This window comes from Cobetia sp. BMC6 (assembly GCF_029991385.1).
Taxonomy (GTDB): domain Bacteria; phylum Pseudomonadota; class Gammaproteobacteria; order Pseudomonadales; family Halomonadaceae; genus Cobetia.
Genome location: NZ_JAKUMF010000006.1, coordinates 21,694 through 41,117 on the forward strand (window position 1 = coordinate 21,694; position 19,424 = coordinate 41,117).

At 63.8% G+C, this 19,424-nt stretch carries 18 protein-coding genes; 13 read left to right on the forward strand and 5 right to left on the reverse strand.

Annotated elements, in window-relative coordinates:
* Nucleotides 1-67 precede the first annotated feature (67 nt).
* From ftsY to MKZ40_RS12085, 5 genes are all read left to right on the forward strand, one after another.
* Entirely contained in the window at nt 68-1,774 is a 1,707-nt protein-coding gene (ftsY, locus tag MKZ40_RS12065; protein WP_175089698.1) for a signal recognition particle-docking protein FtsY, read from the forward strand.
* Nucleotides 1,771-2,439 carry a cell division ATP-binding protein FtsE gene (gene ftsE, locus MKZ40_RS12070; RefSeq protein WP_043336289.1) on the forward strand — a complete coding sequence of 223 codons (669 nt, stop codon included), beginning with the start codon at nt 1,771-1,773 and terminating at the stop codon, nt 2,437-2,439. The genes ftsY and ftsE overlap by 4 nt, the downstream gene beginning before the upstream one ends.
* Entirely contained in the window at nt 2,436-3,518 is a 1,083-nt protein-coding gene (gene ftsX, locus MKZ40_RS12075) for a permease-like cell division protein FtsX (protein ID WP_175089697.1), read from the forward strand. The genes ftsE and ftsX overlap by 4 nt, the downstream gene beginning before the upstream one ends.
* 258 nt (nt 3,519-3,776) lie before the next feature.
* Nucleotides 3,777-4,652, forward strand: coding sequence for an RNA polymerase sigma factor RpoH (gene rpoH, locus MKZ40_RS12080; RefSeq protein WP_175089696.1), 876 nt, complete (start codon nt 3,777-3,779; stop codon nt 4,650-4,652).
* Between the two features lie 196 nt (nt 4,653-4,848).
* Nucleotides 4,849-7,479 carry a GGDEF domain-containing phosphodiesterase gene (locus MKZ40_RS12085; protein ID WP_175089695.1) on the forward strand — a complete coding sequence of 877 codons (2,631 nt, stop codon included), beginning with the start codon at nt 4,849-4,851 and terminating at the stop codon, nt 7,477-7,479.
* Nucleotides 7,480-7,611: 132 nt separating this feature from the next.
* On the opposite strand, the gene slmA is transcribed toward MKZ40_RS12085, so the two are convergent.
* From slmA to coaBC, 5 genes are all read right to left on the reverse strand, one after another.
* A complete protein-coding gene (gene slmA, locus MKZ40_RS12090) occupies nt 7,612-8,229 on the reverse strand; it encodes a nucleoid occlusion factor SlmA (protein WP_175089694.1) in 618 nt (205 codons plus the stop codon).
* 112 nt (nt 8,230-8,341) lie between these two features.
* On the reverse strand, nt 8,342-9,259 hold the full coding sequence (gene argB, locus MKZ40_RS12095; RefSeq protein ID WP_043336279.1) for an acetylglutamate kinase: 918 nt from the start codon (nt 9,257-9,259) through the stop codon (nt 8,342-8,344).
* A gap of 230 nt (nt 9,260-9,489) precedes the next feature.
* Nucleotides 9,490-10,872 (reverse strand): phosphomannomutase/phosphoglucomutase, encoded by a 1,383-nt coding sequence (locus MKZ40_RS12100; protein WP_175089693.1) that lies wholly within the window; start codon nt 10,870-10,872, stop codon nt 9,490-9,492.
* Between the two features lie 171 nt (nt 10,873-11,043).
* A complete protein-coding gene (gene dut / locus MKZ40_RS12105) occupies nt 11,044-11,502 on the reverse strand; it encodes a dUTP diphosphatase (RefSeq protein WP_043336274.1) in 459 nt (152 codons plus the stop codon).
* Nucleotides 11,503-12,846 carry a bifunctional phosphopantothenoylcysteine decarboxylase/phosphopantothenate--cysteine ligase CoaBC gene (gene coaBC, locus MKZ40_RS12110; RefSeq protein ID WP_175089692.1) on the reverse strand — a complete coding sequence of 448 codons (1,344 nt, stop codon included), beginning with the start codon at nt 12,844-12,846 and terminating at the stop codon, nt 11,503-11,505.
* 298 nt (nt 12,847-13,144) lie between these two features.
* On the opposite strand from coaBC, the gene radC reads away from it, so the two are divergent.
* The 8 genes from radC to ald all read left to right on the forward strand — a co-directional run bounded on the left by radC (nt 13,145) and on the right by ald (nt 19,337).
* On the forward strand, nt 13,145-13,819 hold the full coding sequence (gene radC / locus MKZ40_RS12115; protein ID WP_043336272.1) for a DNA repair protein RadC: 675 nt from the start codon (nt 13,145-13,147) through the stop codon (nt 13,817-13,819).
* 440 nt (nt 13,820-14,259) lie between these two features.
* Nucleotides 14,260-14,496 (forward strand): 50S ribosomal protein L28, encoded by a 237-nt coding sequence (gene rpmB, locus MKZ40_RS12120; protein WP_043336270.1) that lies wholly within the window; start codon nt 14,260-14,262, stop codon nt 14,494-14,496.
* Nucleotides 14,497-14,588: 92 nt separating this feature from the next.
* Complete coding sequence (gene rpmG, locus MKZ40_RS12125) at nt 14,589-14,744, forward strand: 50S ribosomal protein L33 (protein ID WP_016417370.1); 156 nt, start codon at nt 14,589-14,591, stop codon at nt 14,742-14,744.
* A 156-nt stretch (nt 14,745-14,900) separates the two neighbouring features.
* Nucleotides 14,901-15,716: a bifunctional DNA-formamidopyrimidine glycosylase/DNA-(apurinic or apyrimidinic site) lyase gene (gene mutM, locus MKZ40_RS12130; RefSeq protein WP_175089691.1), complete on the forward strand. Its 816-nt coding sequence runs from the start codon at nt 14,901-14,903 to the stop codon at nt 15,714-15,716.
* Nucleotides 15,717-15,847: 131 nt separating this feature from the next.
* Nucleotides 15,848-17,038, forward strand: a complete 1,191-nt coding sequence (locus MKZ40_RS12135; protein ID WP_175089690.1) for a class I SAM-dependent rRNA methyltransferase — start codon at nt 15,848-15,850, stop codon at nt 17,036-17,038.
* Nucleotides 17,039-17,212: 174 nt separating this feature from the next.
* A complete protein-coding gene (locus MKZ40_RS12140; RefSeq protein WP_175089689.1) occupies nt 17,213-17,569 on the forward strand; it encodes a DUF2007 domain-containing protein in 357 nt (118 codons plus the stop codon).
* Complete coding sequence (locus MKZ40_RS12145; protein ID WP_175089688.1) at nt 17,566-18,072, forward strand: thioesterase family protein; 507 nt, start codon at nt 17,566-17,568, stop codon at nt 18,070-18,072. Before MKZ40_RS12140 ends, MKZ40_RS12145 begins: the two co-directional genes overlap by 4 nt.
* 143 nt (nt 18,073-18,215) lie before the next feature.
* The gene (ald, locus tag MKZ40_RS12150) at nt 18,216-19,337 is read left to right on the forward strand and encodes an alanine dehydrogenase (protein WP_175089687.1); all 1,122 of its coding nucleotides are present in this window, start codon (nt 18,216-18,218) and stop codon (nt 19,335-19,337) included.
* The last annotated feature ends 87 nt before the right edge of the window (nt 19,338-19,424 follow it).

The window sequence follows — 19,424 nt, forward strand, 5'->3', positions numbered from 1 at the left end:
TGCGTACCTTCAGCCCCGAAGGGATGGTAGGATGACGCCACTTTCACGAGTTCAGGACTGTCTCGCCATGTTCGGTTTTTTCAAGCGCAAGAAACACAAGGCTCAGGAGCAGAAAGCCTCCGAGCAGCAGGCCCTCGAGCAACAGGCTCTTGAACAGACACAAGACGCCACGCCTCACGAGCAAGCCGATGCCGAGCAGGCAGCGCGGCTCGAGGCGAAGCGTCTCGAGGCCGAGAAGGTAGAGGCAGAGCGCCTTGCCGGTGAAGAGGCCGCTCGGGACGAGGCTCAGAAGGTCGAAGATCAGCAGGCCGAGGCTCAGAGGCTCGAAGAGCAGAGAGCCGAAGCTGAAGCCGAGCGCATCGCGCAGGAACGCGCAGCGCAGGAGCAGGCCGCTCAGGAACAGGCCGCCCGAGACGAAGCCGAGCGCATCGCCCAGGAGCAGGCCGCTGCAGAACGCGTCGCCGCCGAAAAGGCCGCCCGGGAAGAGGCACAGCGTCTGGCTGCCGAGCAGGCCGCTCAGGCAGAGGCCGAGCGTATCGCTGCCGAACAGGCCGCTCAGGCCCGTGCGGAAGAAGCCGCCAGTGAAGCGCGTGCCGAAGAGGCGCGTATCGCGGCTCGCGAGGAAGAAGAGCGTCAGGCCGCCGCGCAGCTGGCCGCCATCGAGGCCGAAGAGCAGGCCGCGCTGGAACAGGCTCGCCAGGAAGAAGAGGCACGTGCCGCCGAGGCTGCCGCCGCTGGCGCAGACGCCGTGGTCGAGGACGACGAGGCGCGTGAAACGGCCCGCGACGGGCGCGAAAAGCCACGTCGTGGCTTCTTCGCGCGCATCAAGGCCGGCCTTGGCAAGACGCGCGCCAATCTGACCGAAGGCGTCGCCAGCCTGTTCCTCGGCAAGAAGCAGATCGATGATGAGCTGATGGAAGACCTCGAGACCCAGCTGCTGATGGCAGACGTGGGCATCGAGGCGACCACCGAGATCATCGACAACCTGACCGCGCGCATCTCGCGCAAGGAATTGAAGGAGCCGCAGGCGCTCTATGAAGCGCTGCAGGAAGAGCTGCGCGTGATGCTGGCACCGGTCGCCAAGGACCTGGAGCTGCCGGCCAAGGGCAGCGGCCCCTTCGTGATCCTGATGATCGGTGTCAACGGCGTCGGCAAGACCACCACCATCGGCAAGCTGGCCAAGCGCTATCAGAGCCAGGGCCGCAGCGTGATGCTGGCGGCGGGCGATACCTTCCGCGCCGCGGCGGTCGAGCAGCTCAAGGTGTGGGGCGAGCGCAACAAGGTGCCGGTCATCGCTCAGCATACCGGCGCCGACAGTGCCTCGGTCATCTATGACGCTCTGGAAGCCGCCAAGGCGCGCAACGTCGATATCCTGATCGCCGATACCGCGGGCCGCCTGCACAACAAGAGCCACCTGATGGAAGAGCTCAAGAAGGTGCAGCGCGTGATGGCCAAGCTGGATGTGTCCGCGCCTCACGAGGTGATGCTGGTACTGGATGCCGGTACCGGGCAGAACGCCCTGTCACAGGCCTCCACCTTCCATGAAGCGGTCAACATCACGGGCCTTACGCTGACCAAGCTGGATGGGACCGCCAAGGGCGGCATCATCTTCGCGCTGGCCAAGCAGCTCAATCTGCCGATCCGCTATATCGGTGTCGGGGAAGGTGTCGATGACCTGCGTCCCTTCGCGGCCGATGACTTCGTCAGTGCCCTGTTCGCACGCGCGGGCGATGAGGCAAGCGAAGAGGCCGACGCCGAGTCGCGCGAGGCATGATTGCCTTCGAGCATGTCGGCAAGCGCTATGGAGGGCGCTTCGATGCACTGGCCGGGCTCGACTTCAGGGTCGAGCGTGGCGAGATGGTCTTTCTGACAGGCCATTCCGGTGCCGGCAAGAGCTCGTTGCTCAAGCTGATCATGCTCCTCGAGCGCCCCTCGCGTGGGCGCATTCTGGTGGCGGGGCATGATATCGGGCGGCTGCATACCTCCCAGGTGCCGTATTACCGCCGCCAGATCGGCGTGGTCTTCCAGGACCACCAGCTGCTGACCGACCGCAACATCTTCCACAACGTGGCCCTGCCGCTGATGATCCAGGGGGTGCCGCCGCGTGAACAGGCACGGCGGGTGCGGGCGGCGCTCGACAAGGTCGGTCTGCTGCATCGCGAGAAGGCGTTGCCGATCGAGCTGTCCGGTGGTGAGCAGCAGCGGGTCGGCATCGCGCGCGCCGTGGTCAACAAGCCCGCGCTGCTGCTGGCCGATGAGCCGACCGGCAATCTGGACCCGGCACTGTCCGCCGATATCATGCGTCTGTTCGAGGACTTCAATCGCATCGGAACCACGGTGATGATTGCCAGTCACGATCTGGCGCTGATCGCCCGTCTGCACCATCGCACGCTGGAGCTGTCCGATGGTCGTCTGATCGCCGACAAGGATGCCCGATGAGTCCCCCGCGTTCCCGCAACGATTCCCCCTCTTCTTCACGCGAGCGTGGTCAGTCCCGCGCCGAGACGCGTGCCCGCAAGGCCGCCGCGCAGGCGCCTGAATCGTCGGAGGCCGCCGAGCGTGCAGCGCGCAAGGGCGCGCGCTCCAGTCGTGTCTCGGTCGAGAGCCGCTATCGCAGCTGGCTGCGTCATCACGCTGCCATGGCGCGCGACAGCGCACGCCGCCTGCTGGCCGCGCCCATCGCCAGCCTGCTGACCATGCTGGCCATCGCCATCGCGCTGACGTTGCCGGCGGCGCTGTGGCTGGCACTGGACAGCGCGCGCCTGCTCGATAATGAACTCAATGACAGCGCTCAGCTCACCCTCTATCTCGAAACCTCGGTCGATGAGAGCCAGGCGCTGACGCTGTCGGACTCGCTGCGCGACGCCGCCGGTGTCGGAGGAGTGCGTCTGATCACCGCCGCCGAGGGCATGCAGGAATTCGCCCAGGCGCTGGACCTCAAGCGCTCACTGAGCCTGCTGGATGACAACCCCTTGCCGGCCAGCATCGTCATCACGCCACTGGACACCACGCCGGAGTCTGTCCGTGCCCTGGCCACGCGTCTCGAGAGCGAGCCGGGTGTCGCCAGCGCACGCCTGGACCTGGCATGGCTCGAGCGTCTGCGTCAATTGGGTGAGCTGGGTCAGAAAGTGACGCTGGGTCTCGCGCTACTCTTCGGGCTGGGCGTGTTGCTGGTGGTGGGCAATACCATCCGCCTGTCCGTGGAGAGTCGCCGCCAGGAGATCGAGGTCGTGACGCTGATCGGGGCGACCCACGCCTTCGTGCGGCGTCCCTTCCTCTACAGCGGTGCCTGGTACGGTCTGGGGGGGGGGCTGCTGGCCTGCGGGATCCTGGCGCTTGGCGGCAACTGGCTGGCGGCACCCGTGACGGCTCTTGTACAAAGTTATGGCGGCAACTATGTGTTGCCCGCGCTGGGCATTGCAGGGGGTGCCACGCTGCTGTTTTCGAGTACAATATTGGGCTGGATAGGGGCCTGGATCGCGGTCGGACGTCATCTGGCGAGTATTTCTCCGCGCTGATTCCGATTATTTTTCGCGGTTTTCAGCCATTATTTCTGCCCAGGAAGGTCAACAGTTACGTTCTGACAACATTCACGTCGGGCGTCAGTGAAGGGGGCTGGTGGGTGGTTAAACGCACCACACACCCGACAGCGTTACGAAGTGCTACTCGTCATGACAATTGTACACGTCATGTACAGCTATTGACGGGAACCTGTCCCAACCTTCACAGTCTCACTACTTGCATGCGTGTTAGGCAACCATGGAGACATCTGCACTATGAGCACCAGTCTTCAGCCACTTGGCCACCTGTCACCGGGTCAAGATCTAAACGGCTATATTCAGTCGGTGAACCGTATCGCTGTGCTTACTGCCGAAGAAGAGCATGAGCTGGCCCTGCGGTTGCATGAAGAGAATCATCTGGAGTCGGCCCGTCGACTCGTCATGTCGCACCTGCGCTTCGTCGTGCACATCGCGCGCAGCTACAGCGGCTATGGCTTGCAGCAGGCGGACCTGATCCAGGAAGGTAACGTCGGTCTGATGAAGGCGGTCAAGCGTTTCGATCCGCATCAGGGCGTGCGCCTCGTCTCCTTTGCCGTGCATTGGATCAAGGCCGAGATCCACGAGTTCGTGCTGCGTAACTGGCGCATCGTGAAGGTCGCGACCACCAAGGCTCAGCGCAAGCTGTTCTTCAACCTGCGTGGCGCAAAGAAGCGCCTCGCCTGGTTGAACAACGATGAAGTGGATGCCATCGCAGGCGATCTGGACGTCAAACCTTCCGTGGTGCGTGAGATGGAAAGCCGTCTCTCCGCCCACGATGCTGGCTTCGATGCCGGCCCCAGCGATGACGAAAGCTCGGCCTATCAGGCGCCGGCCAACTATCTGGAAGATCACAGCCTCGATCCGGCTGCCCAGGTGGAACAGCAGGACCTGGAAGACGACTCCCACGATCGTCTGCTCAAGGCACTGGCGGCACTGGATGAGCGCTCGCGCGACATCCTCCAGCAGCGTTGGCTGAGTGACAACAAGTCGACTCTGCACGAGCTTGCTGACATCTATGGCGTCTCTGCCGAGCGTATCCGTCAGCTCGAGAAGAACGCGATGAAGAAGCTGCGTGAATCAATGGGTGACATGAGCGAAGGCTTCGCTGCCTGAGTCTGATGGCCCCATGGCATGAGCCCATGACCTTCCGGCTCGCTGTCACGTGAAAAATGCCCCGCCGGGTTTCCCGGTGGGGCATTTTCGTTGAGGGAGAGTGGATCCCGAGGAATCCGTCGTTATTGGTTGAACAGTGCAACACAATGTTTCATTCTGTCACACTAAGACATGAAACATTTCTACTGGTGGCCCCGTGGACCCGATTTCCTCGCACGTCAATGGCACACATTCGCTGTGGCGAATCTTTGGGCTCAATGCGGCCTTGATGGTGGTGTTGGGTGGCCTGTTTCTGGCCAGCCAATGGTTTGATGTGCGTGAACAGGAAATGCGTCGCCTGGAGCTGCTGGATACCCAGCTGCATATCTCCACCGAGCAGCTGATCGCCAATGTCTCACGCGAGATGATGGTGCTGGAGCGCGTGTTGGGCAGTGAAGGCAAGGAGCTGTGGCGTGGCTCGCTGGATAGCGCGCTGGGTCGTCATCCTTCTCTGGTCTCGCTGATGGTGGTGCCGTTTGCCGATTACCGCGGCAGCAGCCTGCGTCAGATCGGCGTGGGGCGCAGTTGCAGCTGGCAGCTGACCCAGCCGGAAGCCCAGGCGCTGCCCGGACGCAGCAGCCTGCTGTTCGGCTCCGCACTGCCGCTGGCATCCGGTCAGCCAGGCTTGCCGTTCTATCGGCATATGGATATCGAAGGCATGTCCTGGCTGCTGATCGGCTGCCTGGATTTCTCCGAGTCACGTAGCCTGCTGGCCAACCCGAATTCCGATGATGGACAGCGCCTGCGTCTGTTTTCCACCAACGGCCTGCTGTTGTTCTCGAGCCCCCAGGAGCATGCGCTGGGCGTGACCGGCAAGCTGCCGCTGTCCTCGATGGCCAACATGGGCAAGTACATCTCCGAGCGTGGTGTGCGTCGCTACCATGTGCCGGGCTTCGACGGCCAGCCGCGCATGGCGGCGGGTAGCTATATCGCACCGCTCAAGCTGTTCAGCGTCGTGAGTCAGCCGATCTCCAGCCTGTGGTGGCTGTGGTGGCATCGTATCTGGTTCGGCATGCTGCTCGGCGGCATCTTCCTGGTCGTGCTGGTGGTCGTGGTGGCGCGTGCAGAGCGCAAGCGCGCTGAGCGTCATGATGAGCTGGAGGGGGCGCTCGAGTCGATGACGGCGCGTTCTCGCACCCTGGTGACGCTGATGGATAACCTGCCGGGCGTGGTGTATCGCATCGAGGTCAACACCGGAGTGCTGACCTTCATCAGCAACGGCTCGGCCGAGCTGTTCGGCCGCTCGGCCGAATCGCTTGTCGGGGCCGGCATCACCCTGACCGAGCTGATCCATCAGGAAGACCGTCAGTCCGTCAGCGCCGCTCGCCACTGGGCGATGTGCGCGCAGATGCGCCATGAGCAGGTCTTCCGCATCATCGCCGACCATGAGCGTTGGGTGCTTGATCGCAGCGTGATGATCGAGGGCGAGGATGGCGTGCGCTACTGGGAAGGCCTGCTGCTCGACATCAGTGCGCACAAGGAATCCGAGCGTCAGCTCGATTTCCTGGCGCGCCATGATGCCCTGACGGGACTCTATAACCGCAAGGCTTTCATGGCGGCGGCCGATGAGCGTGTCGCGGCGGGTGGCTTGATGATCTACGCCGACATTGACCGTTTCTCGACCGTCAACGATGGCCTGGGCCATGAAGCCGGTGACCAGCTGCTGGTCGCGGTCGGCGAGCGTCTGCGCCGTCTGCTGCCGCCGGGCGGTCTGGTGGCGCGTCTGGGGGCCGATGAGTTCGGCCTCTATCTGCCGCATGGCAATGGTGATCCGGCGCAGGTGGTGGACAAGATCCAGCAGAAGGTCGAGCGTCCCTTCACGATTCTGGGGCGCCCGCTGATCATCAGTCTGACGGCAGGGTATGTGCTGTCCGAGACCAATGGCGATGCCCAGGCGCTGATGCTGAATGCCGATGTGGCGCTCTATCACGCCAAGTCGCGCGGCGATCATGCGCTGCGCTGGGAGTCCTCGCTGGACAAGCATGTCGCCTCGCGCATGACGCTGGAGCAGGATCTGCGTCAAGCCATCGGCAGCGAGCAGCTCTATCTGCATTACCAGCCGCAGCTGGATAGTCATGGTGAGCTGCAGGGTGTCGAGGCGCTGCTGCGCTGGCAGCACCCGGAGCTGGGCATGATCTCGCCAGCCCAGTTCATTCCGCTGGCCGAGGAGACCGGCCTGATCTTCCGCCTCGGGCGTTTCGTGCTCGAGGAGGCCTGTGCCCAGATGGTGCGCTGGCAGGAAGCCGGCCTTCACATGCCGCGCATGGCGGTCAATCTGTCGGCGCGCCAGCTGACCTCGGGCTACGAGAATGAAGTCTTCGGCGTGCTGGAAAGCCAGAAGCTGTCACCGACCCGGCTGGAAGTCGAGGTGACCGAGACGCTGCTGATCCAGGACATGGAAGGGGGGCTTGCCGTGCTCGGCGCGCTGCGTGAGCTGGGGGTACGTGTGGCATTGGATGACTTCGGGCAGGGCTATTCGTCGCTGTCCTATCTGTCATCCCTGCCGCTGGATGTGCTCAAGGTCGACCGCAGCTTCGTGATGAAGATGGATGCGGTCGCCGGCTCTGATGGCGGTATCCGCTGCCCCAATCAGCAGGCCATCCAGCTGGTCGGTGCCGTGATCAGCCTGGGGCACTCGCTGGGTCATGAGATCGTCGCCGAGGGAGTCGAGACGGATGTGCAGTTCGAGGAGCTAAAGCGTCTGGGCTGTGATACCTACCAGGGCTACTTGCTGGCGCGGCCGATGTCCGCCGAGGCCATACTGGAGCGCTTCAGCGTCAACGCCTGAGGGGCCGTCCGTGCAATCCGGCCTCTCCAGGTCGTGACATGAGATGGCCTGACCTGGAAAAATGCCCCGCCTGCAATGACTGCAGGCGGGGCATTCGTTCTGGTGCGGCTCATACGCGCCAGGCAAGGCCTCTCAGACGGCAATGCGCTCCTGACTGCTCAGCAGCAGGTCGCGGCTCAGCAGCTGCCACTGGTCTTCCCAGTGCTCGGTCGGGCGCTTGCGATAGTCGCTGCGCACGTATTGGCCGATGCGGCCTTCCGCACATGCCATCAGCAGGTTGGCCGCTGCCGTGACGGTGATGGCCGGTCGCAGTCCTTCGCGAGGTTCGGCTTCGCGCAGTACCTGCTTGATCTGCGTCTCGAGGCGCTCGAACAGCTGCGCCATGCGCGTGCGCAGGCGTGCCGTCTCGCCGGTGAGGGCATCACCGTTGAGGAGACGACACAGGCCCGGATTCTTCTCGGCAAAGCCCAGCAGCAGGCTCAGGATGTGGTGCACCCTGGCATGCGCGGTGTCGTTGTCCTGAATGATCAGCGCGATACGCTCGAACAGCGTGCTCTCGATGAATTCGATCAGTCCTTCGAACATGCGCGCCTTGCTGGGGAAGTGACGATAGAGCGCCGCCTCCGAGACACCGACCTGTCGTGCCAGTGCTGCAGTCGTGATGCGTTTGCCGCTGTCCTCTTCCAGCATCAGGGCGAGTGCCTGGAGGATCTGTTCGCGACGTGATTGTTTTGGATTCGCCTGCGTCATGGAATCTTGTCGTTTATCGCGGCCTGCAGCAGTGTGCTACGGGCGGGTCCGTGTCCTGAGGCGTGTCGCTTGCCTCGCGCGAAATACCGGGGCCGAGCCCCGGCTTGTCACCTTACGCCTTGTCAGTGTCCGCTTCCGCGTTGCTGATCAACGTGCCGACCCCGGCATTGGTGAAGATTTCCAGCAGGGTCGCATGTGGCACGCGGCCATCGATGATGTGGGCACTGCGCACGCCTTGCTTCACGGCGTCCAGTGCACAGCTGATCTTGGGCAGCATGCCACCGTAGATGGTGCCATCCTCGATCAGGCCATCCACCGCCTCGGTGGTCAGGCCGGTCATGACTTCGCCTTGTGCGTTCATCAGGCCAGCCACGTTGGTCAGCAGCATCAATTTCTCCGCGCCCAGTGCCTCGGCGACCTTGCCGGCGACCAGGTCGGCATTGATATTGTAGCTGCGGCCCTCGGCATCGACCCCGATGGGCGCGATGACGGGAATGAAATCGTTGCGTGTCAGCAGTTCGATCAGGTCCGTGGAGACATGTTCGACTTCACCGACATGACCAATGTCGATGATTTCAGAGGCATTCATGCCCGGTGTCTGGCCGCTGACCTTGAGCTGGCGGGCGCGAATCTGACCGCTGTCCTTCCCGGTCAGGCCAATGGCCTTGCCGCCACTCTGGTTGATCAGGTTGACGATGCCCTTGTTGACCAGGCCGCCCAGCACCATCTCGACCACGTCCATGGTCTCGGAATCCGTGACGCGCATGCCATCGACGAAGCGCGATTCGATGTTCAGCTTCTCGAGCAGCGCGCCGATCTGCGGGCCGCCGCCATGCACGACCACCGGATTGATGCCGACTTCCTTCATCAACACCATGTCGCGAGCGAAGGAGTCGATCAAGGCTTCTTCGGTCATGGCGTTGCCGCCGTACTTGACCACCACGGTCTTGCCCGAGAACTGCTGGATATAGGGCAGGGCTTCGGACAGGACCTCGACCACCTGATGCGGGTCGCGGTTGGCGTGGCTCATCAGCGTATCACTCCACAGAAAATGGTCCGGAAAGAGAGTCCGGACACTGTCACTCGAAACGGTCTTTCAGCACGCGCGGTGCGCGCTGTCATGCAAATCGGTTGCTTCAGGCACCTGATGCGCCCGGATGAGCGGCTGCAGTGCCTGGCAAGACAAGGGCGGCGATCAAGCGGTAGACCGCCGCCCCGTTGCGACTCATGCCATCCTGTCGATGGCGAGCCAATGCGGGATCAGAACGGTGCCTGGAGGCTCGGCTCGGCCTGCTTGAGCGCAGCGCGGAAGCTGTCCTTGATGCGCTCCAGTGCGGCTTCCGACTTGCCTTCGAAGCGCAGCACCAGCATCGGGGTGGTGTTGGAGGCGCGGCACAGGCCCCAGCCATCGGCGTAGTCGACACGAATGCCGTCCAGCGTTGTCTTGACACCATCGCTGCCGAAGTCGCCTTCACTGGCCAGTCGCTCGACGATAGCGAACTTGTTCTCGTCGGTCACTTCCACATTGATCTCGGGGGTGCCGAGGTCCTGCGGGAAGCGGGCGAAGAAGGTGTCGGCATCGACATCCTGCTTGGCGAGGATTTCCAGCAGGCGCGCGGCACCGTAGATGCCGTCATCGAAGCCGAACCAGCGCTCCTTGAAGAAGATGTGGCCGCTCATCTCGCCGGCCAGTGCCGCGCCGGTTTCCTTCATGCGTGCCTTGATCAAGGAGTGGCCGGTGCGCCACATTTCCGGTGTGCCGCCGGCCTTCTCGATCACGGTCGCCAGATTGCCGGTGCACTTGACGTCGAAGATGATGCGCGCGCCCGGTACGCGTTCGATCAGGTCTTCCGAGAGCGCCATCATCAGGCGGTCCGGGTAGAGGATCTCACCCTTGGGCGTCACGACACCGAGACGGTCGCCGTCACCATCGAAGGCCAGGCCGATGTCCGCGCCGGTTTCCTGCATGGTCTTGATCAGGTCCTGCAGGTTTTCCGGCTTGCCCGGGTCCGGGTGGTGATTGGGGAAGTTGCCGTCGATCTCTTCGAACAGCGGCACGGTTTCGACGCCCAGGCGGCGGATCAGCTCCGGGCCCAGCTCGCCGGCCACGCCGTTGCCGCAATCGACCACGGCCTTGAGCGGACGCTTGACGACCACATCACCGGTGATCTGCTCCAGATAGCGCTCACGCACGTCCTCTTCACGCAGGCTGCCTTCGCCTTGCGCCAGATCGCCTTCCTGCAGGCGACGATAGAGGTCGGTGATGGTGTCGCCGGACAGGGTCTCGCCGGCCAGCACGATCTTCAGACCGTTGTAGTTGGCCGGGTTGTGGCTGCCGGTCAGCATCACGCCGGAGCGTGTGCCTTCCAGGATATTGGTGGCGTAGTAGAGCACCGGTGTCGGCACCATGCCGATGTCGACGACATCACGGCCGGCATCGCGCAGACCCGCGATCAGCGCCTTGGACAGGCGCGGGCCGGAGAGACGGCCGTCGCGCGCGACCACGACGGTAGATTCACCGCGTGCCGCGGCTTCGCTGCCGATGGATTGGCCGATGGCGCGCACGCCGTCTTCGGTGAGGGTCTCATCCACGATGCCACGGATATCGTAGGCGCGGAAAATTGAAGCGGGTACCTGACTCATGGTGCATCCCTGTCGGTTGAATCAATCGTGAAGTCGCTTGAGGCGTCATGCGTCTCGAACGCTATCGCTGCATGACGATCAGTGTGGAAATCTGCCGGGCTTCCTTGTGACCGGAAGCCCGGCAGCCGGTGCGAGCCTGCCGCTCGGCTGCCCTGTGGCATGACGGGGCAATCAGTGGCGACCGGAGTGGCCGAAGCCGCCTTCGCCGCGCTGGCTGGCCTCGAATTCAGAGACTTCCACCAGCTCCGCCTGTACCACTGGCACTAGCACGTACTGTGCCAGACGCTCGCCGGGTTCCAGCACGAACTCGCTCTCGCCGCGGTTCCAGACCGAGATCATCAGTTCGCCCTGATAGTCGGAATCGATCAGTCCGACCAGATTGCCCAGCACGATGCCGTGTTTGTGCCCCAGACCGGAGCGCGGCAGGATCATGCCGGCCAGCGCGGGGTCGGCGATATGGATCGCCAGCCCTGTGCGCACCAGCTCACAGGCGCCCGGCGCCAGGGTCAGCGGCGCGTCGAGCAGTGCGCGCAGGTCCATGCCGGCGCTGCCGGGAGTGGCGTGATGCGGCAGCGGGTAATCGCGAACGCGCTCGTCGAGAATCTTGAGTTCGAGCCGGGGGCGGGTCATCTAAGGTGCTTCCTGATCGTCGGTGACAGTCGGTGTAACGGTCTGGATGGCAGGGTCGAGGCTGACCCTGTGCTGATGGAGTGCCAGGGCGCGCTTCAGAATCGCGCGCGCCAGTTCCGTCTTGGGACAGGCCGCGATGGCCTGTTCGTGTTGCGTGTTCTGATCGAGCGGTTGCCACAGCAGGGTGGCGGCATTGCTGTCGCTGCCGAAGCCAAGGCCAGGCGTGCTCACATCATTGGCGACGATCATGTCGAGCTGTTTACGCGCGAGCTTGTCGCGTGCATAGCGCATCACATCGCGGGTCTCGGCGGCGAAGCCGATCACCAGTGGCGCCCGCTGGCCGGCGGCGCGGCGTGCCTGCGTCTGGGCGGCGATGCCGGCGATGATATCCGGATTGCGGATCAACGTGACCTGCATCTGCTCTTCGCCTGACTGCTTCTTGAGCTTGTGGTCGGCGACCGTGGCCGGGCGGAAGTCGGCGACTGCCGCGCAGCCGATGAAGAGGTCGCTCTCGCCGGCGGCCGCCTCGGCGGCGGCCTGCATGTCCAGCGCGGATTCGACATCGATGCGCTCGACGCCAGTCGGGGTCGTCAGTGCCACCGGGCCACTGATCAGGCGCACGCTGGCGCCCAGCGCCGCGGCCTCTGCGGCCAGCGCATAGCCCATCTTGCCGGAGCTGTGGTTGCTCAGGTAGCGCACCGGGTCCAGTGGCTCGCGGGTCGGGCCGGCGGTGATGGTCACCGTCAGGCCTGCGGCCGGCAATGACATCTCATTGCTCTGGCCGCTGGGGTCGCTCTGGCGCATGAGATCGCCCAGCGCCGCGACGATCTCTTCCGGCTCCAGCATGCGGCCCGCTCCCACGTCGCCACAGGCCTGTTCGCCGCTGGCCGGGCCGAGCAGCGCCCAGCCATCGGCACTGAGCTGGCGGGCATTGCGCTGGGTGGCGGGGTGCGCCCACATGGCCTGATTCATCGCCGGGGCCATTACCCAGCGCGCGCTGTTGGCCAGGCACAGGGTAGTGAGCAGATCATCGGCATGGCCATGCACCAGGCGGGCCATCAGGTCGGCGGTGGCGGGCGCGATCAGGATGACCTCCGCCCAGCGGGCCAGCTCGATATGCCCCATGCCGGCCTCGGCCTCGGGGTCCAGCAGGGAGGTATGCACCGAATTGCCCGACAACGCCTGCAAGGTCAGCGGTGTAATGAAGGCTTGAGCTCCTTCGGTCATGGCGATGCGCACCTCACAGCCCGCCTTTTTCAACAGGCGGGTGATCAGAGCGGCCTTGTAGGCCGCGATGCCGCCACTGATGCCCAGCAGAATGCGCCTTCCGGCGAGTGAATGCATGGTGTGTCCTGCGTCCCTGATGCGTCGATTGCTACGCTCGCGCGTTTGCCCTCTACCATATCACCGTGATGCAACCTTGCGTAGCGCCGCTGGCCCGCGACGCCGAGTGTCGCTTTGGTCCATGCGAGCGCTCGCTTCATGGGGCGGGGCTGTCATCTGATGGCATGCAGGGACCAGACGCAGGCCCTCAGGGCGGCAAGCGTTGATGCTCGCGATGGCGAAAGAGACCGCATGTGACCACGCTTCTCATGCTTTGGACTGTCAGCCATTCGGGCGGCAGGGGATGGGAGAAGAGTGCATGGGGATTCGAGAGTGGCCGGTCGGAGAGCGTCCGCGTGAGAAACTGTTGTCGTCAGGGGCAGGGGCCTTGTCAGATGCCGAGCTGCTGGCCATCTTTCTGCGCGTGGGTATAAAAGGGCGTTCGGCGGTGGATCTGGCGCGCGACCTGCTGAACACCTTCGGCGGTCTCAGGCCGTTGCTGGAGGCAACCCAGCAGGACTTCTGCGCAGCGCGCGGACTGGGTGACGCCAAGTATGTGCAGCTGCAGGCTTCGCTTGAGCTGTCGCGTCGCCATCTGGAGAGCCTGTTGATGCGCGGGGCCGCCCTGACATCGCCCCTGCTGGTGCGGCGCTATCTTTCCTCGCATCTGCGCGACCTGCCGCATGAGGTATTTGCCGCGCTGTTTCTCGACAGCCAGCATCGCGTCATCCGCTTCGAGACACTCTTCACCGGCACGCTGGATGCCGCCGCCGTCTATCCTCGCGAAGTGGTCAAGCGGGCGCTGGCGCTCAATGCCGGCGCCCTGATTCTCGCTCACAACCATCCCTCTGGCGTCGCGGAGCCCAGCGAGGCTGACCGGCGCATCACGCAGCGACTGGAAGAGGCGCTGGGACTTTTCGATATTCGTGTGCTGGATCACTTCGTGGTCGGGGACGGCGAGGTGGTCTCGTTTGCCGAGCGCGGCTGGCTGTAGCTGAGGCGTCCACGAAGCTGAGTCGCTGAGTGCTCGATGACGGCACAGCCCCGCCAGATGCGGTCGCCACTGGCATGAGAAATGCGCAGGGATTGCAAACCAGGGCACTGGTTGTGGTAATGTTGCGCCTCCCGTATCACCCACCACAGAATTCGCGACCACTCTGGCCGACATTGGCTGAGTGAAGCGTTTGGCTGAGAAGCGTCTGTACCGATGCGACACCTCGGGCACGGGCATGCTGGCGAAAAAAATCCGTATAGGACGTGCTTTCACGTTCCTCTTCGGGTAAAATGCTGCGCCTGCACGTTCCAGCACCCGAAAGCTTGTCTTCCGGAACGGACGTAAACACTTTGAAATCAGGGCATGAGGCGGCGCCTGCCACTTCCGGTTTGCCCGACAGGTTTTGAACAACTTAGCCAACGCAGCGGTTGGAGGCTCCAATGTCCAAAGTATGTCAGGTTACCGGCAAGCGCCCGGTGACTGGTAACAATGTTTCTCACTCCCAGCGCAAGACTCGTCGCCGGTTCCTGCCGAACCTGCACACCCACCGTTTCTGGGTTGAATCCCAGCAGCGTTTCGTCAAGCTGCGCGTCTCTACCAAGGGCATGCGCATCATCGACAAGAAGGGTATCGACGAAGTCCTCAAGGACCTCACTGCACGTGGCGAGCGCTTCTAAACACTAGAAGACAGCCCCTGTAGCAATGGCAACCGAGCCGAGGGCAACGCTCTCAATCGCTCGGTGAATGCGACTGTGGAAGGAAACTGAAAATGCGTGACAAGATCAAGCTGGTGTCAAGTGCCGGTACTGGCCACTTCTACACCACCGACAAGAACAAGCGTAACACTCCGGACAAGCTTGAATTCAAGAAGTACGATCCGGTCGTTCGCAAGCACGTGATGTACAAGGAAGCCAAGATCAAGTGATCTTGTCTCCCGCCAGCGTGCTGTCGGAACCCTCGAAAACCCGGTCCTGACCGGGTTTTCGAGTATCTGGATGTCGCTGTTCTGGGCATCCTGCAACAGGGTGGCGGCTTCTGTCGTCACCCTGTTGTGCGTCTGGCGGTCAGCCGAGGAGAGAACATGCCCGAATTACCGGAAGTCGAGACGACCCGTCGCGGTATCGCGCCGCTGGTCGAGGGCCAGGAGGTCACCGAGGTGATCGTGCGTCAGCCGCGTCTGCGTACCCCCGTGCCCGGCGAGCTCGCCGAGTGGCTGGTGGGTCAGCGTTTCGGCACGCTTGCACGTCGCGCCAAGTACCTGCTGTTGCCGATCGCCGATGGCCATCTGCTCTGGCACCTGGGCATGTCCGGCAGTCTCAGGCTGGTGCCTATCGGCACGCCGCCACGTACGCATGATCATGTCGATGTCGTGCTCGGCAATGGCCATGTGCTGCGCTATCACGACCCACGTCGCTTCGGCTTCGTCGACTTCGTACGCGGTGACCCGCATGCCGATAAGCGCCTGGTGCGACTCGGGCCGGAGCCGTTGTCCGATGCCTTCAATGGCGAGCACCTCTTTGCGCGCTCCCGCAAGCGCCGTGTGGCGATCAAGCCGTTTCTGATGGACAACGCCAACGTGGTGGGCGTGGGCAACATCTACGCCAGCGAAGCGCTGTTCATGGCCGGTGTCGACCCGCGCCGTCCTGCCGGTGAAGTGACGCGCGAGGAGTGCGAGCGCCTCGCCAACGCTGCCAGCAGCGTGCTGGCAGCGGCGATCGACCAGGGCGGCACCACGCTGCGTGACTTCGTCGGCGGAGATGGCAAGCCGGGCTACTTCGCGCAAAGCCTCAACGTCTACGGACGGGGTGGCGAGCCATGCCGCGAATGCGGCCACGAGATCATGAGTCTGGTACTGGGCCAGCGCGCCAGCTGCTTCTGCCCTTGTTGTCAGCACTAGCGGCGAGCCGCATCAGACCACTGCTAGACCGGGGGGCTCCGTGACCGGGGCCGCCATGACGACTAGAATAGGCCCGTTCGGGCGCGTCCTGTCGTCGTCCTGTCCCTTCCTCTGCTTTCTGGATATTTCCCGTGACTGAACGTCTGCGCCTGAAGAAGAATGCTGATCGCCGCCTCAAGGCCGGCCATTTGTGGCTGTACTCCAATGAAGTCGATACCGTCGCGACACCGCTCAAGAACTTCGAACCGGGCGCCCAGGCCATCATCGAGGCCAGCAATGGGCGTGCGATGGGTGTTGCCTACGTCAACCCGAACTCGCTGATCTGCGCGCGCATCGTGTCGCGCAACCCGGAGCAGCGCCTGGATCGCTCGCTGCTGGTGCACCGCTTCAACCAGGCGCTGTCGCTGCGCGAGAGCCTCTATGACAAGCCGTTCTATCGCCTGGTCCACGGCGAAGGCGACCTGCTGCCGGGCCTGATCGTCGATCGCTTCGGCGATGTGCTGGTCTGCCAGCTCAACACCTTCGGCATGGAGCGTCTGGCGGAAGTGATCGTCGATGCGCTGCTCAAGGTCGTCAAGCCGACAGCCATCGTGTTCAAGAACGATTCCAGCGGTCGCCGTCAGGAACAGCTCGAGCGCAACGTCGAAGTCGTCTATGGCGAGCTGCCGGAAAGCGTGCTGCTGGAGGAGAACGGCGTCCAGTTCACGGCACCGGTGCTCGACGGCCAGAAGACCGGCTGGTTCTACGACCACCGCGCCAACCGTGACTGGTTGAACCGTCAGGTCGAAGGTAAGCGCGTGCTGGACCTGTTCAGCTACGTCGGCGGTTGGGGCGTGCAGGCGGCGGCGCATGGCGCCAGCGAAGTGCTGTGTGTCGATGCTTCCGGCGCGGCGCTCGAGCGTGTGTCGGACAACGCCGTGCTCAACGGTGTCGAGGATCGCGTCTCCATCGCGGAGTCGGACGTCTTCGAGGCCCTCTCGGCCCTGCGTGCGGAAGGCGAGCAGTTCGACGTCATCATCGCGGATCCGCCCGCCTTCATCCGCAAGCGCAAGGACATCACCAACGGCGAGCGCGCCTATGCACGCCTCAACCGTGAAGCCATGCGCCTGCTGGGCCGTGACGGTCTGCTGATGTCCGGCTCCTGCTCCATGCATCTGGCGCCGGAGCGCCTGATGGATGTGGTGCGTGGCGCCGTGCGTCACCAGGACCGCCACGGTCAGGTCATCTTCCAGGGCCATCAGGCCAGTGACCACCCTGTGCACCCGTCCATTCCCGAGACGTCCTACCTCAAGGCCCTCGGTGTGCGCGTCTATCGCGACTGATGACGCCTGACGGATATCAGGACTGATGGCTGTGCCATCCGGCATCGATGACAACGCCGCCCTTCGGGGCGGCGTTGTCGTCTGTGGAATGTGGGGCGTCTGTGGCTTGTCTATCGACTGCGGCTCGCTTTTGGCTAATCGTCCATGGCTCATGGACTCTGATAGTCTGACGGCATGTATAGACGACTGACATCTCATCACAATCTCGTGCTGCTCGATCACTGGCGCAACCTGCTGGAAAGCGAGGGCATCCCCTGTGAGCTGCGCAATCGCCTGCTCGGCTCGGCCGCGGGCGAGTTGCCCGTGCTCGACTGCGAGCCCCAGCTGTGGGTGGCAGAGCATGACCTTCCACGTGCCCGCCGCCTGCTGGCGAGCATCGAGGCCGCGCCGCCCCTGCCGGATTGGCAGTGTGCCTGTGGCGAGCGTCTCGAGGGCAGCTTCAGCGAGTGCTGGGCGTGTGGGGCAAGCGCGCCGCAGCAGCCCGCACCACAGGCGCCCCCGCGCGATGAGGACCCGGAGTTCGTGGCATGAGCAAAGGCGCCCCGAAGGCGAGCGACGCGCCGCCGTTGACGCAAGATTTCCCCGGCTGGGCGCTGCCACGGCCGTTCCTGTTGCCGATCAGCGTGAAGAAGAAGGCGCTGGATGGTTATGGTCACGTCAACAATGCCGAGTATGTGCGCTGGCTGGAGGACATCAGCTGGGCACACTCTGAAGCGTTGGGGCTTGGTCTCGAGCACTACCGTGAGCAGGACCGCGGCATGGCAGTACACCGTCACGAGATCGACTATCTGGCCAGCGCACGACTTGGCGATTCGCTGATGCTGGCGACCTGGCTGGTGGATTGCGATGGTCGCCTGAGTCTGACGCGTCGTTTCCAGCTGCGCCGTTGCGCTGATGGCCAGACACTGCTGGAGGCGCGTACTCGCTTTGTCTGCATCGAGCTCTCGAGCGGACGTGCCCGACGCATGCCCGGAGCCTATCGTGAATGCTATTCGGCGGCGCTGGTGAGCGAGGAAACTGTCAGTCAGCGATGATTCCTCGCATTCCACTGCATCATTGGCGTGTTTTGGTGAATCTTGCTGGTATCTGATTGGCAAGACGCTGACGAGTCTGCTGTGCTTGTAGCAGGCGTCGTGATGACGTCAGTGTATTCCGCCAGCAGTGCAAGGAGTTCACCATGCAGATTGCCGTGCCGAAGGAAATCAAGAACCACGAGTATCGCGTCGCCCTCACGCCTGCCGGCGTGCGTGAGCTGATCGCCCAGGGCCATGAGGTGATCGTCGAGTCTGGTGCCGGGGAGGGCAGTGGCTACCCCGATGCCGAATACCAGGGCGTGGGCGCGCGTCTTGAGTCGGACGTCGAGCGGGTCTTTCGCGACGCCGAGCTGATTCTCAAGGTCAAGGAGCCGCAGCCGGCCGAGGTCGCCCGGCTCGCCCGCGGCCAGACCCTGTTCACCTATCTGCATCTGGCCGCCGCCCGTGAGCTGACCGAGAGCCTGCTGGAGAGCGGCGTGACGGCCATCGCCTACGAGACCATCACGGATGCCGACGGAGGCCTGCCGCTGCTGGCACCCATGAGTCGTGTCGCCGGACGCATGGCGATCCAGGCCGGCGCGCACGCGCTGGAGAAGGCGCAGGGTGGCATGGGCGTGCTGTTGCCCGGCGTGCCCGGTGTGCCGCCGGCGCGGGTCACGGTGATCGGCGGTGGCGTGGTGGGGGAGAACGCGGCACGTATGGCGCTGGGGCTGGGCGCCGAGGTGGTGATTCTCGATACTTCACTGGCGCGTCTCGAGACGCTGGACCATCGCTATCAGGGCCAGATTCGTACCGTCTACTCGACCTCCGAGGCGCTGGAGGAAGCGGTGCGGCAATCGGCATTGATCATCGGTGCCGTGCTGGTGCCCGGGGCGGCGGCCCCCAAGCTGATTCGCCGCGAGCATCTGCGCAAGATGACGCCAGGCGCCGTGCTGGTGGATGTCGCCATCGATCAGGGCGGCTGCTTCGAGACCAGCCAGGCGACCACCCACGCCGAGCCGACCTACGTGGTGGATGGCATCGTGCATTACTGCGTGGCCAACATGCCCGGCGCGGTGGCACGTACCTCGACCCAGGCGCTGACCAGCGCGACGCTGCCGTATATCGTGCGCCTCGCCAATGGCGGCTATCGCGAGGTGCTGAGCCGGGACAGCCACTTTGCCGCGGGCCTCAATGTGCACGCGGGGCAATTGATCCTGCCGGAAGTCGGCGAGGCCTTCGACATGCCGGTCACTGCGCTCGCCGAGGCGCTGGCGAAGGAGTGAGTCGGGCGCGCCGGCCCTTACGAAGGCTGCACGCCTCAGGGTAAGATGTGGGACATATAGCGACAGGTCATGGTGGCTGCGTTCGAG